Annotated in this window: 15 protein-coding genes; 6 read left to right on the top strand and 9 right to left on the bottom strand. The window is 62.6% G+C overall.

Translation table 11 applies throughout. The features are described from left to right. The first annotated feature begins 166 nt into the window (after positions 1–166). Entirely contained in the window at positions 167–502 is a 336-nt protein-coding gene (locus E8L03_RS13595; RefSeq protein ID WP_144234320.1) for an STAS domain-containing protein, read from the top strand. A gap of 25 nt (positions 503–527) precedes the next feature. Next, positions 528–1049 carry an ATP-binding protein gene (locus tag E8L03_RS13590; RefSeq protein ID WP_144234321.1) on the top strand — a complete coding sequence of 174 codons (522 nt, stop codon included), beginning with the start codon at positions 528–530 and terminating at the stop codon, positions 1047–1049. A gap of 6 nt (positions 1050–1055) precedes the next feature. On the opposite strand, the gene E8L03_RS13585 is transcribed toward E8L03_RS13590, so the two are convergent. Genes E8L03_RS13585 through E8L03_RS13575 form a run of 3 tightly spaced genes read right to left on the bottom strand, consistent with a single transcriptional unit; the run spans position 1056 to position 4422 of the window. Next, positions 1056–1391 carry an STAS domain-containing protein gene (locus tag E8L03_RS13585; protein ID WP_144234322.1) on the bottom strand — a complete coding sequence of 112 codons (336 nt, stop codon included), beginning with the start codon at positions 1389–1391 and terminating at the stop codon, positions 1056–1058. A 30-nt stretch (positions 1392–1421) separates the two neighbouring features. Further along, positions 1422–1928, bottom strand: coding sequence for a cyclic nucleotide-binding domain-containing protein (locus E8L03_RS13580; protein WP_167512348.1), 507 nt, complete (start codon positions 1926–1928; stop codon positions 1422–1424). Continuing rightward, positions 1897–4422: an ABC transporter ATP-binding protein/permease gene (locus tag E8L03_RS13575; protein ID WP_144234324.1), complete on the bottom strand. Its 2526-nt coding sequence runs from the start codon at positions 4420–4422 to the stop codon at positions 1897–1899. The genes E8L03_RS13580 and E8L03_RS13575 overlap by 32 nt, the downstream gene beginning before the upstream one ends. 172 nt (positions 4423–4594) lie before the next feature. On the opposite strand from E8L03_RS13575, the gene E8L03_RS13570 reads away from it, so the two are divergent. Beyond that, on the top strand, positions 4595–5518 hold the full coding sequence (locus tag E8L03_RS13570; RefSeq protein WP_268966469.1) for a DMT family transporter: 924 nt from the start codon (positions 4595–4597) through the stop codon (positions 5516–5518). A 153-nt stretch (positions 5519–5671) separates the two neighbouring features. Here the strand turns inward: E8L03_RS13570 and E8L03_RS13565 are convergent, their stop codons facing one another. The 6 genes from E8L03_RS13565 to E8L03_RS13540 form a co-directional block, all read right to left on the bottom strand. Continuing rightward, positions 5672–6409, bottom strand: a complete 738-nt coding sequence (locus E8L03_RS13565) for an ABC transporter ATP-binding protein (RefSeq protein ID WP_171267642.1) — start codon at positions 6407–6409, stop codon at positions 5672–5674. Positions 6410–6413: 4 nt separating this feature from the next. Further along, a complete protein-coding gene (gene livM, locus E8L03_RS13560; RefSeq protein WP_144234327.1) occupies positions 6414–7637 on the bottom strand; it encodes a high-affinity branched-chain amino acid ABC transporter permease LivM in 1224 nt (407 codons plus the stop codon). Next, the gene (locus E8L03_RS13555) at positions 7621–8538 is read right to left on the bottom strand and encodes a branched-chain amino acid ABC transporter permease (RefSeq protein WP_144234328.1); all 918 of its coding nucleotides are present in this window, start codon (positions 8536–8538) and stop codon (positions 7621–7623) included. Before E8L03_RS13555 ends, livM begins: the two co-directional genes overlap by 17 nt. 70 nt (positions 8539–8608) lie before the next feature. Beyond that, entirely contained in the window at positions 8609–9736 is a 1128-nt protein-coding gene (locus E8L03_RS13550) for a branched-chain amino acid ABC transporter substrate-binding protein (protein WP_412973797.1), read from the bottom strand. Between the two features lie 21 nt (positions 9737–9757). Beyond that, the gene (locus E8L03_RS13545) at positions 9758–10528 is read right to left on the bottom strand and encodes an ABC transporter ATP-binding protein (protein WP_171267641.1); all 771 of its coding nucleotides are present in this window, start codon (positions 10526–10528) and stop codon (positions 9758–9760) included. Between the two features lie 113 nt (positions 10529–10641). Next, positions 10642–11532: a DMT family transporter gene (locus tag E8L03_RS13540; protein WP_171267640.1), complete on the bottom strand. Its 891-nt coding sequence runs from the start codon at positions 11530–11532 to the stop codon at positions 10642–10644. A gap of 330 nt (positions 11533–11862) precedes the next feature. Between E8L03_RS13540 and E8L03_RS13535 the strand changes: the two genes are divergently transcribed. The 3 genes from E8L03_RS13535 to hypE all read left to right on the top strand — a co-directional run bounded on the left by E8L03_RS13535 (position 11863) and on the right by hypE (position 14603). Beyond that, positions 11863–12093, top strand: a complete 231-nt coding sequence (locus E8L03_RS13535; protein WP_144234332.1) for a hypothetical protein — start codon at positions 11863–11865, stop codon at positions 12091–12093. A gap of 386 nt (positions 12094–12479) precedes the next feature. Then, complete coding sequence (gene hypD / locus E8L03_RS13530) at positions 12480–13571, top strand: hydrogenase formation protein HypD (RefSeq protein WP_171267639.1); 1092 nt, start codon at positions 12480–12482, stop codon at positions 13569–13571. Positions 13572–13574: 3 nt separating this feature from the next. Further along, positions 13575–14603, top strand: coding sequence for a hydrogenase expression/formation protein HypE (hypE, locus tag E8L03_RS13525; protein WP_171267638.1), 1029 nt, complete (start codon positions 13575–13577; stop codon positions 14601–14603). Positions 14604–14630 lie beyond the last annotated feature (27 nt).

Here is a 14630-nt window from a genome sequence, read left to right as displayed (position 1 = left end):
GTGCTCTGCGCGCCGTAATCCGGAGGGCGCATCCGTTCTGACCGCGCCGTAATTTCGGCCTGCTTGCGGCCTCGTAGGGGTTTCCTTTTTTCCGTGGAATACGTATAGGATATTATCGGGTTATTGAAGGCGTCTATTAAGCGGTATTTTCCGATGGAGAACGATCATGCTGGAATTCGTGGGCGAGAATAAGCAGGGGAGCCATGTCGTGCTCATGGTGCGGGGGCGTCTGGACAACAAGACCGCTCCAGAGTTCGCCAAGAAGGTGGAGCAGCTTGTGGGCGCGGGCGACAAGCGCATCGTGGTGGACATGTCCGGTCTGGAGTACATCTCCAGCGCGGGGCTGCGCGCGCTTCTCAACGCCGGAATGCACCTGCGCGCAGCAGACGGCGGCCTGGCGATCTGCTGCCTTATGGGGATGGTCAGGGACGTGATCGACGTGGCCGGGTTCGGCCAGATGTTCCCGGTGTACGGGACAGTGGAAGAAGCCATCTCCGGCTAGAGAACTTCAATCCCGGAAGTGTTCCATGCCGCATGAACGCATCCGTATGCCCGCGACCATGGAGTCCTTCGACCCGGTGCGACGGTTTGTGCTGGCGCGTACGCCGACCCGCGTGCACAAGAAGGTGGACCTTGTGCTCGAAGAGCTCCTGCTCAACGTCATTCATTACGCCTACGCCCCGTCGCGGACTGATTGCCGGTCCGGCAGGCGAGGCGCCTGGTTGGACTCGGCCAGGATGGACGCCGCCGAGTGCCCGGATTTGCAAAAACGCGACGATCAGTGGCTGGAGGTCGAGCTGGAGTTCCTTGCGTCTGAAGGCGCCGGGAACCCTGGGACGGCCGGGGAGTTTTTGCTGCGTATTCGCGACTGGGGCCAGCCCTTCGACCCCGTGCAGCGCGCCCGGCCCGACACAAGCTGCTCGCTGGAAAAGCGCACCCTGGGCGGCCTGGGCATCCTCCTGGTTCGCAAGATGGCCGACAGCGTGAACTACCGCCGCGACGAGGACCAGAACGTCGTGGACGTGCGCTTCATCATGGGCAGCGACTGAGCCCCGCTACTTGAAAACGGCGACGGCATCGTCCACGCAGCTGTGGATGGGGATGATGGTGTCGAAGCCGGACATGTCGAAAACTTCCCGCACATAGTCCTTCAGTCCGCAGACGGCGAACTTCCCGCTTTTGGCCTTCAGCGTTTTGGCCGCCTTGAGGAACTCGCGCAGGCCCGCGCTGGAGATGTACTCCAAACCGTTCAGGTCGAGGACCAGCTTGTCGCTGCCGGCGTCGATGAGTGCGGAGATGGCCTCGCCGAACGTGGCCGCCGTGCTGGCGTCGATGCGGCCGTCCACCTCCACGATCTGGATATCTTCAATCTTCTTGTCGCGTATTTCCATGATTTTTGCCCGTGCGTTGTAGCGTTGTTCTTACAGAAGGGAGACGCCGACGTGCTGCTCGCCGGCGGCGCCCTTTTCCAGCGCCTTGCGTTCCCAGTTTCCCACGGCTTCGGACACGGCCACCAGGAACCTGGTGCCGATGCCGGGGAACTGCTCCAGCGTTTTGAAGAACCGCTCCCGAGAGATGGTGAGGAAGATGGACTCCTCCTCGGCCGTCACGGTGAACAGGTGCGGGGACTTGCCGATCAGGGCCATGAAACCGAAGTAGTTGTCGGGGCCGAACTCGACCAGCGCGCCGCCGTCGTCGTGGAAGGCGGCCAGCCTGCCCGAGATTACGTAGACGAACTGGCCTTCCTGCTCGCCCTGTTTGAACAGGCTTTCGCCGGGTTTGAGGCGTTCCCGCGTGGCCAGGTAGGCGAACACCTTGAGGGGCTCCAGATCCAGTCCCGAGAAGAAGGTGACCTGCCGCAGAATGTCCAGGTTTTTCTGGAACTCGCTCGTTTGCTTATTGGACTCTGTTTCCGTGGACGAGTTCATAGAGCATTCCCTTCTTTTGCATGAGGTCGTCATAATGGCCGGACTCCACGATCTTGCCTGCCTTCATGACTGCCACTTTGTCAAAGTTCTTGATGATGTCCAGGCGGTGCACCACGGAGATGAGCGTGGAGCGGCCCTTCCATTTGTTCTCGATGAGGTTCTGGATGCGCGACTGGGAGCGGTTGTCCAGGGCGGAGGTGGCCTCATCCATGATCAGGACCGGGGGCTCCTTGATGAAAGAGCGTCCGATGGCGAGCTTCTGCTTCTGGCCGCCGGAGAGGCGGTCGCCCTTGGTGCCCACGCGGAACTGCATGCCGATGCCGGCGATGGTCTCCAGGAGGTCTTCCTCGATGAGCAGCATGACGATGGACTGGTTGATGCGGTCCTGCACCTGATGCTGCTCGGTCTTGGCCTTGCCGAAAAGAATGTTGTCGAGAATCGATTGGGAATCGATATAGGATGACTTCTGGTAGAAGGAGAACGCTCCAGGAATCTCCTCCTCCACCAGCCTCTTGAACTGCTCTCGCGCCTCCAGGATCATGTGCTCCAGGAACTCGGGCAGGGCGACCATCTTGTGCACACCGGACTGGAAGCGGAGGCCCAGGGCCAGGAACTTTTGTTTCTCGCTGTCGGTCAGATCGTTGAGCCGGCGTTTTTTCAGCTGACCCACCAGCTCCTTGTACTCCTCCAGCTCCTCGCTGCCGATGGGGCTCTGCTCGAAGAACACGGCGTCCGGGGGCAGGGAGCCCAAGATGTCCACAGTGCTGCGCGCCAGCTCCACGCCCAGGGTCAGGAGCGGCATCTTGAGCTGGGCCGTGTCCAGGAACCTCAGGAAGAACTCGTTGGTAGGCAGGTTCTCCAGCCGGAAGCGTTCCTCGTTGGGGTTGCCGAAGGTGATGTTTGCGGCAACGCTGGAGTAGTCCAGGTACTTGTTTTCCCGGAAGAACTCCAGGTAGTCGGCCAGGTCCGGGCCGTGGTCCCGCTGGAACGTGGTACGGATGGCGATGAGCTTTTCCTTGAGCTCGTGCTTGTCGTCGGCCAGCACGGTGTTCAGGCCGAAGCGCAGCACATCCTGGAAGATGCCCACCTGCTGCAGCACCTCGATCATGCGGTCCAGGCTGGGCAGCTTGCTCTTGTCCTCCACCTCGCCGGAATCGTCGCGGGGAATGTCGGCAGGGAAGTCGCTCTCCAGGCCGTAGAGCAGGTTCTCCTTGATGGAGCCGTCGAAGATGAAGGGCTCCTGTGCCACAATGCCGATGTTGTGGATCACATCGCTCTTGGCCATATCCTCGACCTCGAGCTCGTCCAGGGTCACGTTGCCGCCCGTGTACTTGTAGAGCTGGCCGATGCACTGGGCCAGGGTGGACTTGCCGCTGCCCGAAAAGCCGACCACGGCGAGGTGCTGGCCATGGTCCAGGTGCAGGTCAATGCCGTTGAGCAGCCGGATGCCACCTTCCACTTCGAAGACCAGGTTTTTCACATCGATGACGCCCTGAAGGTCAATGGGATCGCGAACCTCGTCCGGGTCGATCTTGAACTCGGGCTCGATGTCGAAGTAGTCCATGGTCTTGCTGTAGCGGGTGATGGCGTCCTGGTAGATCTGGTAGAAGTCCATCAGCTCGCGCCAGGGATCATAGATCTTCTCGTAGGCCGAGAGGAAGGCCACGAGGGCGCCGAGGTCGAACCGGCCCTTGATCGCCAGGTAGCCGCCCACCAGGAAGAGGATGAACGGGCCCATGTTCTGGAAGAGGTTGTTCAGGACCTTCACGCCCTGGCGATAGAGGGTCCAGATGATGCGGACCCGGAAGAGGTGCTGCACAAACTTGGCGAACTTGCGGTTTTCTATCTTGTAGGAGCCGTTGCCGTGCACCTCGTGAATGCCGGTGATGGTCTCATTGATCTTGCTGGAGAGCACGCGGGTGCCGTCCACGCGCTCCTTGTTCCAGTTGTTCGTCCGGCGCTGCAGCTTGGGCAGGATGTAGATGAGCAGCGGGTAGAGCGCGAAGGAGAGGCCGGCGAGCATGGGGTTGAGCACGAAGAGGTAGCCGCCGAAAGCGAGCAGGGTGAGCACGTTGGTGACGGGGACGGCCACGGCCTGGCCCACGAACTCGCCCGCCGAGGAGAGCTCCTGCACGATGCAGGCAATGACCGTTCCCGGCGATGACTTGCGGAAGAAGGAGAGCGGCAGGGTCATCACGTGGGCGTAGAGCTCGCGCCGCATGCGCGCCAGGGCCACCTCGCCGATGTAGGTCTGGATAACGTTGATGGCGTACTTGAGCAGGCTGGCCAGCAGCACGGAGCCGATGAAGCCGGCGCAGTACATGTACAGAAGGTCGAGTCGCTTGAGGCTGATGGCCTCGTTGACGATGCGCTTCTGCATCTCCAGCGGGAAAACGCGCGCCGCGACGGTGACGAGAATGATGACGACGAGAAGGATCTGCAGCTTGATGTTGGATTGCTTGATCCAGTAGAAAAGCGAGCGTTTCGTAACCATAGGCGTTCCTTGTCGTGGAGCTGTGCGCTCAAGTGGCATACGAAAAAATATGCCCGCCTCCAAGACAGGCCGGGGGCTGGACGCATTATTCATGCCTCGCGGGCTTTTGGCAATGGCAAGTGGTTCAAAAAAAGGATTTTCACGCCCACTCTTCTGCGGTATAGCCGCCTCCGTGCAGACAGAGGCATCGAACAACTCTTCCGGGGGCATTCTCCTCGTTATGCTGGCGGGCGTGCTGTGGGGGCTCATCGGCCCCGTCGCCAAGCTCGCCATAGCCTCCGGCATGGATGTGCTGGAGGTCGGCTTCTATCGCACCATGATCGGCTGGCTGCTCTTCGGCGGCCACGCCGTCTACCTGGGGCGGACGCGTGTTGAGCTACGCGACCTGCCGTTGATCATGGCTTTCGGCGTCCTGGGCGTGGGCGGCCTCTTCGGCGGCTACGTGGTGGCCGTGGACCAGGGCGGCGCAGCCCTGGCCGCCGTGCTGCTGTACACCGCACCGGCGTGGGTGGCCCTGCTGTCGTGGCTGTTGCTGGGCGAGACCATGAGCGTGTGCAAGCTCGCCGCTGTAGGCATGACCATTCTGGGCGTGGCGCTCATCAGCCAGCTGTTCTCGTCCAACATCTCGGTGACGGCCGCGGCCATCGGCTTCGGCCTGCTGGCCGGCTTCAGCTACGCGCTGTACTACATCTTCGGCAAGCTCTTCCTTGGCCGGTACCACACCTCCACGCTTTTCCTGTACGCCCTGCCGTGCGGCGCCGCGGTGATGCTGCCGTTCTTTTCCTTCCATGCGCCCACAATGCAGGGCATGACCTCCGTGGCCACACTGGGGTTTGTCTCCACCTACGTTGCGTACTTCGTGTACTACATGGGGCTGCAGCGGGTGGAGGCCACGCGCGCGGCCGTTGCCGCCACAGTGGAGCCTTTGACCGCCTGCCTGCTGGCCTACGCCATGTTCGGCGAGGTCTTCACGACCAGCGGCTATGCCGGGGCCGGGCTCATCCTGGGCGGGGTGCTGCTCTCCATCTGGGATGGCAGCCGCATGCGCGTGGTGGGCCGCGAGGCCGTCAAAGCCTTTGACGGTGCGGTCGACTGATCCGGACGGATCTCCCCCACAAGCCTGGGCATGGCGTTCGGACCGAACGGTCTGAACCATCCCGTTCCAATCCCTCGCCGATCACAGCAAGCGCCACGAAAAAGCGGCTCCCCCGTGCCGGAGAGAGCCGCCGTGGAATCGTAGGAGTATCCGCTACTCGCCGAGGTAGGCCTTGCGGATCTCGGCGTTGTCCAGCAGCGCCTCGGCCTTGTCCTCCAGCACCACGCTGCCCGTTTCCAGCACATAGCCTCGGGTGGACATCTTCAGCGCGATGTTCGCGTTCTGCTCCACCAGCAGGATGGTCACGCCGGCTTCCCTGTTGATGGTCTTGACGATCTCGAAAATGTGCTTGGCGATGAGCGGGGCGAGGCCCAGCGAAGGCTCGTCCAGAAGCAGCAGCTTGGGCCGGGCCATGAGCGCGCGGCCGATGGCGAGCATCTGCTGCTCGCCGCCGGAAAGGGTGCCGCCGGGCTGATGGCGGCGTTCCTTGAGCCGCGGGAAGAGCTCGAAGACGTGGTCGCGGTCCTTTTTCACGCCGGCATGGTCGCGGCGGAAGAACGCGCCCATGTCCAGGTTCTCGGCCACGGAGAGCCGCGGGAAGATACGCCGGCCTTCCGGCACCTGGCACAGGCCCATCATGGGCAGCTTGTCCGCATTGATGCCGCGAATGTCTTTTCCCTGGTAGGTCAGGGTGCCGCCGGACGCCTTGACGATGTTGCAGATGGTCATCAGCGTGGTGGACTTGCCCGCGCCGTTGGCCCCGATGATGGAGACAATCTCCCCGGCGGCCACGCTGAGAGTGATGCCCTTGAGGGCCTGGATGCGCCCGTAGTGGGCGGTCACATCCTTGAGCTCAAGCAAGGGCTGGGTGGAATCTGAAGCAGAAGTCATGCGGTCAATCCTCGTCGTCGGAGCGCTTGCCCATGCGTTTGGCGGGAATCAGGCCGGCGGGCCGGAAGAGCATCATCAGGGTCATGGCGCCGCCGAAGGCGAGCATGCGATAGAGCTCGAACTCGCGGAAGAACTCGGGCAGGGCGATGAGCGCGAAGGCGCCGAGCATGATGCCCGGGATGGAGCCCATGCCGCCGAGCACGACCATGGAAAGCACAAGGGCGGATTCGATGAAGGTGAAGCTCTCCGGCGAGACAAAACGCATGCGCGCGGAGAAGAACGCGCCGGCAAGGCCGCCGAACACCGCGCCCATGGCGTAGGCCAGCAGCTTGAAGCGAAAGGTGTTCACGCCCATGAGCTCGGCGGCGGTCTCGTCCTCGCGGATGGCCTCCCACGCGCGGCCGATGCGCGAGAAGTTCAGCCGACGCACGGCGATGATGGCGACGACGGCCAGAGCCAGAGCGATGTAGTAGAGATACTGGAGCTTCTTCATGAAAAAGAGCTCCAGCGTAAAGCCGTGGGTAAAGTTCGGCACGAGCACGGCCGGAGCGTCTATGCCCAGCAGGCCGTTGGGGCCGTTGGTCAGGCTCATCCAGTTGTTCAGCACGATGCGGATGATCTCGCCGAAGCCCAGGGTGACGATGGCCAGGTAGTCGCCACGCATGCGCAGGGTGGGGTAGCCGATGATGCAGCCGGCAATGGCCGCAAAGGTGGCGGCAACGGGCAGCGAGAGCCAGAACGAGAGCCCGTAGTGCAGGGACAGCAGCGCATACGTGTATGCGCCCACGCCGTAGAAGGCGATGTAGCCCAGGTCCAGCAGGCCGCACAGGCCCACCACCACGTTGAGTCCCAGGCCCAGCGTGATGTAGATGAGCACGCTGACCGCGATGTCCTGCGCATAGCGCGAGAAGAGCCACGGGAAGGCGAAGGCAAAGGCCGCTCCCAGAATGACGTAGATCCACAGCGGCGGCGCCAGCAGCGCCTTCTGCACCTCGCCGGCCGCCTTGGCTGCCGGATGCAGCACCGGGTCGAGCCAGCCCTGCTGCTTGGCGAAGTAGATGCACGCCAGGATGATCACGGTCACGGCCACGCGAATCCACACCGCAAAGGCCGGCGCAAAGGTCAACGTGCCGTCGTCCTTGATGCCGAGCAGCGGCCAGAGCAGAAGCAGGAACCAGACCAGACCGATGACCAGCGTCAGCCAGAACTTCCTAGACTCGCGTGTCATCGACGTTCTCTCCCATGATTCCGGTGGGCATGAAGTACAGCACGAGGATGAGGATGACAAAGGCGAAGACATCCTTGTACTCGCCGCCGTGCGGTATGTACGCCGCAGCCATGATCTCCACCATGCCGATGATCAAACCGCCGATCATCGCGCCTGTGATATTGCCGATGCCGCCGAGCACGGCGGCGGCGAACGCCTTGATGCCGGGCACGAAGCCCATGTCGTAGCGCACCGAGCCGTAGTAGAGGCCCACCATGATGCCCGCTGCCGCGGCCAGGGCGGCGCCGATGGCAAAGGTGACGGCGATGACGCGGTTCGAGTTGATGCCGACCAGGGCCGACATGACCTTGTCCTGCGCCGTGGCGCGCATGGCTTTGCCGATGCGCGTCTTGTAAACCAGGGTGTTCAGCGCGAGCAGCAGCGCGGTGGTGAGGCCCAGGATGATGACCTGCATGTAGTTGATGTGCAGGGTGCCAATATCGAACCCGCCGCTGGTGAAGCCGATGGGGTAGGCTTTGTCGTACACGCCCTGGGTGAGCATCAGGCCGTTCTGCAGAAATATGGACATGCCGAGGGCCGAGAGCAGAACAGAGAGCCGGCTGGAGTGGCGCAGGGGCTTGTAGGCGATCTTTTCCACCGCCATGGCCAGCATGGCGCAGTAGCCCATGGAGAGCACCATGGAGAGCCCGAGGCAGAGCCAGGGCGAGGTCTCCATAAGGCCGTGCGCGGCAAGAAAGCTGAGCAGGATCACGCCCATGTACCCGCCGGCGGCGAAGATCTCGCCGTGCGCGAAGTTGATGAGCTGAATGATCCCGTAGACCATGGTGTAGCCCAGGGCGACAAGCGCGTAGACGCCGCCCAGGGTCAGACCGTTGATGAACTGCTGGAGAAAGTAATCCATAGGCGAATGGTGTGCGGGCAGTAGTGTTCAGGGGGCCGCCTGAGCGACCCCCTGTTGGGTGCGTATCAGTCTAGTACAGCTCGCCGGTGTTGGGATCCCAGAAGTTCACGTACTTGCCGTCCTTGATGACCCGGATCACGTAGTTGGAGCCGGAGTCGCCATTTTCCGCGAACTTGACGTGCTTGGTGGCGCCCTCGAAGTCCATCTTCATGATCTCGTCCTTGACGGCGGCGGGATCGGTGGAGCCGGCGGCCTTGATGCCGGAGAGCAGCACGTAGGCGGCGTCATAGGCATAGCCGGAGTATGCGCCGGGGTCGCCGTACTCGGCGTAGGCATCCTTGAACTTCTTGAACGCGGGCTTCTCTTCGTCGATGAAGCCGAAGGTCAGGTAGACGCCGTCGGCGGCTTCCTTGGCGTTCTCGATAAGCTGGGGATGGTACACGGCGTCCTGGGCCACGATGGCGGCGTCGATGCCGGCACGCTTGGCCTGGATCAGCATGAGCGCGCCGGACGAGGAGTTCTGCAGGCTCATGTAGAAGACGTCGGGGTTGGCTTCCTTGATCTTGGTGAGAACGGCGGAGAAGTCCTTGTCGCCCTGGTTCACGTGGTCGTGTTCGATGACCTCGATGCCCGCCTCGTTGGCCAGCTTCTCGACGTTGTCGGCCAGGCCCTGGGAGTAGGTGGTCTTGTCGTCCACGATGAAGATGGTCTTGCCCTTCAGGTAATCAGTCATGAACTTGACCGCGGCCTTGGACTGGTCGTCGTCACGGCCGCACATGCGGAACATGTAATCAAGCCCGCGCTCCGTCACTTTCTCGTTGGTGGAAGCCGGGGTAATCATGATGATGTCCTCTTCCGCCAGGGTCTCGGAAGCAGGGATGGTGGCGCTGGAGCAGTAGGCGCCGACAACGCCGGCCACTTCTTCGTTGATGAGCTTGTTGGCTGCGGCCACGGCCTGGCGAGGATCGCAGGCGCTGTCCTGGGCCAGCAGAACGATGTCGTCGTAGCCCTCGATGCCGCCCTCGTCCTTGATGACCTTGATGGCGGCGCGTGCGCCGTTGGCGATGTCATTGCCGTCGGCGGCGTAGGGCCCCGTGAGGGGGGAAAGGCTGCCGATTTTGAGTTCCTCGGCCTGGACGCCGCCAGCAAACGCGGCGAGGAGACCGAGAGCCAGGATAATGCTGAGTATCCGTTTCATGCGCATCCCTCCTATCTGATTTTATGCTGTTGATTCTTCTGTGCCCAGATATGCCTCTATGACGCGTGGATCATTTTGAATTTCTTCGGGTTTCCCCTGGCAGATGAGCTCGCCGTGGTCCAACACGGCCACGCGGTGGCTGATGCCCATGACCACGCTCATGTCGTGCTCCACCAGGAGGATGTTCTTGCCCGTCTCGCTGATGCGCAGGATCATCTCCATGAGCGCCTTGGACTCGGCCGGGTTGAGGCCGGCGGCCGGCTCGTCCAGCAGGATGGTATGCGGGTCGGACCCCAGGGCGCGGGCGATCTCCAGCCGGCGCTGCAACCCGTAGGGCAGGTTGCGGGCAACCTCGTGCGCATAGGAGCTCATGCCCACGAAGGACAGGGCGGCCATGGCCTTGTCGCGCAGGGCTGCCTCCTCGCGCTTCTGACTGGGCAGGCGAAGCACCGAGGAAAACACGCTGGCAGCGGACCGGCAGTGCCGCGCCACCATGACGTTCTCCAGGGCAGTCATGGCCGTAAACAGCCGGATGTTCTGGAAAGTCCGCGCAATACCGCGCGAGAGGATCTGATGGGGACGCAGGCCCGCAGTGGACTGGCCGTCGTACAAGACTTCTCCGCCACTGGTTTTGTACACGCCTGTAATGACGTTGAAAACCGTGGTCTTGCCGGCGCCGTTCGGGCCGATGAGGCCAAGAATTTCTCCGGGTTTCAGCTCGAAGCCGACCCGGTTCAGGGCCTGCAGTCCTCCGAACGTCACGCTTACGTCTTTGAGCTGCAGATGTGCCATAGACCGCGGAGTATGACCAAAGAGTACCCTGCCCGACAAGTCTTTTTTTACAAAGCTGTCGGCAAAGCTGTAATAAATAGTTTACAAAATTATCAAACTTCTGTTGTTGCAATTTACCGCATTCGGCTCCAGTTCTGCACGCCAAGACCAAGCAGGATAAGGCCGAGCCCCCAGTACGTGTTCGGGTGGATCGTCTCGCCGAGAACATAGTGGATGAACACGAGCGAGATGGGCGGCGAGAGGAAAATCAGCGTGGACACGGAGCCGGCGTGTGTCGCGTGCTTCAGCGCGGCCAGCCACAGGGCGAAGCTCAGGCCCATCTCCAGCGTGCCGATATAGGCTGCGCCCAGCAGGCCGGCCGCAGGCGGCGTGAATGCCACGGCGCCCTCGATAGCCCACACGGCCGCAGCCAGGACAGGCAGGCTGAGCAGGAAGTTCTGGAACAGCCCGGCCACGGGCGATCGCGTGTCCTTGGTGTTGGCGATCCAGTAGCCGGCCCAGAGCAGGGTGGAGCCCAGGGCCAGCGCCAGGCCGAGCAGGGAGATGCCGGTCTCGGCGGAAAACCCCTGGCCGCGCAAGGAGATGATGACCACTCCGGCGTACGCCAGCGCCGTGGCCAGCACGTCCAGCCGGGTGAGCCGGTGGCCCAGGAAGACCGCGGCGAGCAGAGACAGGGTGATGGCCCAGGTGTAGTTGACCGGCTGCGCCACCTGCGCCGGCAGCAGGTCGTACGCCTTGAACAGCACCAGATAGTAGATCGCCGGGTTCACCAGACCCAGGGGCAGGGCCGTGCGCCACCCGGTGCGCAGCCCGGCCAGGGCTTCGATGAGTCGTCCTTGCACGGCAAGCAGCGCGCCCAGCGCGATGGTGGAGAACACGCTGGCCCAGAACACCAGAGCGGCAGGGTGCACGTGGCGCAGGGTGAGCTTGAACGCCGTGGCCATGGTGGACCAGAGAAGGACCGTGGCAAGGCCGTAGGCAAGGGCGCGTTTTTGATCGGGCATGGGCTCTCCAGGGATAGTGATGGCAGATACGCCAAAAGAGCGGCAAGGACCAGCAGGGGGCCAGGCTGAAGCGTTGCCAACGTCCGGCACGGATGCCGTCATGTGGCTCGGAGGCAGAAAAGTTGAGACAGAAAAAAACGGGTGGATAGTAAAGGCTTTACACGAGCCAAGCTCGTATATTATCAAATATTCGTCAATTTCGTGCCTGGTTGGAACATGCTGTTCGAAATCGACCATGCGAGTGTATGCGCCCGTGCGCATTTCGGCTTGAATCTGTTGTTAGCCACGCCGCTGACTGCTGCCAAAACCTTGAAGCCAAAGGTATTGATCATGTCTTTCGATGACAACAGCGCCACTGAAGAAGTCGTGGTGCTTTGCTTCGCCGGCCCGGAGGCCAAACGTAAGGAAGCCTTAGAGGCCATGAACACACTGGGATTCATGGAGATAGGGTCCATGCTCGGCGCATCGCCGGCCTTTGTCCTGGCGCGCGAGCTCTCGCGCAACTCCAATGGCCGGCTCACCCAGGGTGAGCTCGAAGCGCTGCTGGGCATCCGGCGCTAATCCCTTCCCCTGCGGTCCGCTTCCCCGGTCTGCGGCCGCCTCATATCCGGCGCGTTTCTCGCGTGCCTTTTGCTCGAACATGGCGCTGTACATACACACTGTCGTACAGGTCTATGCTTTTGCCTGACGCTGTCTGCAGTTCGCCTTTGCCCTTCGAGCGAGCCGCTGCAGGTGCGCAGAACGCGGACAAGAATGAAACAAAATATCGATTTTGTGCATCGATGTACATATCGATATGAATAGAAATAAATTAAATCAATAGATAATAACCATATCGATTTATATCGTTACCGTCTTCGGCTGTTGCGTAGAGCACTGCCATGCCTGTACAAATCTCCTGCTCCGGCGTATTGTGCGCATCCGATCAACTCTGAGGAGGAGGGCCTGTGGATTTTCTCCAGGAATTTTCCGATCCTGAATTGTGCAGGGCGCTTGTCGCCCAACTCGTGGAGGAGTGCACCGAACCGTTCCGGTTCATGGAAGTTTGTGGCACGCATACCGTGGCCATCTTCCGTAGCGGTCTGCGCTCGCTTCTGCCGGACACCATCATCCACGTGTCCGGTCCCGGCTGCCCGGTCTGCGTCACCCACGAGTCCGAGGTGGAGCTCTACCTCGAAATGGCCTGCCGCCGCGACACCGTCACGGCCACCTTTGGCGACCTGATGAAGGTCCCCGGAGCCGGCGGCTCCTGCCTCAAGACGGCCCAGGCCGAAGGCGCCCACGTGGAGATCGTCTACTCCCCGTTCGACGCCCTGGCCCTGGCGCGCAAGTATCCGGACAAGAAGGTCGTGTTCCTCGGCATCGGCTTCGAGACCACGGCGCCCACCATCGCCGCCACGATCAAGATGGCCCGCGAACAGAAGATCGATAACTTCCTCGTCCTCAGCTTCCACAAGCTCGTGCCCCCGGCCCTCCGGGCTTTGCTCGATGATCCCGAGATCGGCGTGGACGGCTTCCTCCTGCCCGGTCATGTCTCCACCATCATCGGTCTGGAGCCGTACCGCTTCCTGGCCGATGACTACGGCATCCCCGGCGCCGTGGCCGGTTTCGATCCCCTGGACGTGCTCAAGGGGCTGCTGGCCATCGTGCGCATGAAGAACGAGGGCAAGCCGGCCGTGACCAACGAGTACCGCCGCGCCGTGTCCGACCAGGGCAACCCCACCGCCGTGGCGATCATGGAAGAGGTCTTCGAGCCGGCCGACGCCCTGTGGCGCGGCATTGGCTCCATCCCAGGCTCCGGCCTCGTGTTCCGCGAGGATTGGAAGGACTTCGACGCCGCGGCCGTTCTGGGCCTGGAGCAAAAGCCGGCCAAGCCCCTGCCGGGCTGCAAATGCGGCGACGTGCTCAAAGGCAAGATCCGCCCCGACGAATGCCCCCTGTTCAAGAAGCGCTGCACCCCGGCCACGCCGGTGGGCCCCTGCATGGTCTCTACCGAGGGGAGCTGCGCCGCCTACTTCAAATACCATATCGAGAGCTGATCCATGGACAAGCTCCTGCTGGACGCTGGCAGCGGCGGCCTGGCCTCGCACAGGCTGGTGGCCGACCTCTTCCTCAAGTATTTCGACAACCCCGTGCTCGCGGCCATGAACGACGCCGCCTTCCTGGAGGGCGACCCTCAGGGCAGGCCCATGGCCATGTCCACCGATTCCTACACCGTCGACCCGCCCGAGTTTCCCGGCGGTAACATCGGCTCCCTGGCCATCCACGGCACGGTCAACGATGTGGCCATGCTCGGGGCCGAACCGCGCTGGCTCACCTGCGCCTTCATTCTGGAGGAGGGCCTGGACATGGCCTTTCTGGAGCGCGTGGTCCAGGCCATGGGCAAGGCCGCGGCGGACGCCGGCGTGATCATCGCGGCCGGCGACACCAAGGTGGTGCCCCGCGGCGCCGTGGACAAGATCTTCATCAACACCACGGGCGTTGGCCCGATACTGGTGGACCCCGCGCCCATGGGCCACCGCGCCGCCCCAGGCGACGCCGTGCTGCTCTCCGGCTCGGTGGGCGACCACGGCCTGACGGTTCTCGGCCGGCGCGAGGGCCTCTCGTTTGAGGCCGACGTGCAAAGCGACTCCGCAGCGCTGAACCGCGTGGTCAAGGACTTGGTCACCGAGCTGCCAGAGGTCCACGTGCTGCGCGACCCCACCCGCGGCGGCCTGGCCACCACGCTCAACGAGATCGCCGGCCAGTCCTCCACCGTTGTCCGCGTGGAGGAGAAGGACATCCCCATCTCACCGGCCGTCGTGGCCGGCTGCTCGTTCCTGGGCCTCGATCCCTTGTACCTCGCCAACGAGGGCAAGCTGCTCTGCTTCCTGCCCGAGGAGCACTGCGACAAGGCGCTGGAGATCATGCGCCGGCACGAGGTGGGCCAGGGCGCTGTGCGCATAGGCAGCGTGATCGATCCCAAGGAGGCGACCTACGGCCGCGCCGGCCAGGTGGTGCTCACCACCAATCTCGGCGGGTCGCGTCTGCTCTCCATGCTCGAAGGCGAGCAGCTGCCGCGCATCTGCTAGGGCGGTTTCCGGGGGGAGACGCCGTCA

The organism is Oceanidesulfovibrio marinus (genome assembly GCF_013085545.1).
Lineage (GTDB): Bacteria > Desulfobacterota > Desulfovibrionia > Desulfovibrionales > Desulfovibrionaceae > Oceanidesulfovibrio > Oceanidesulfovibrio marinus.
This window is presented reverse-complemented; position numbering and strand designations above follow the sequence as displayed.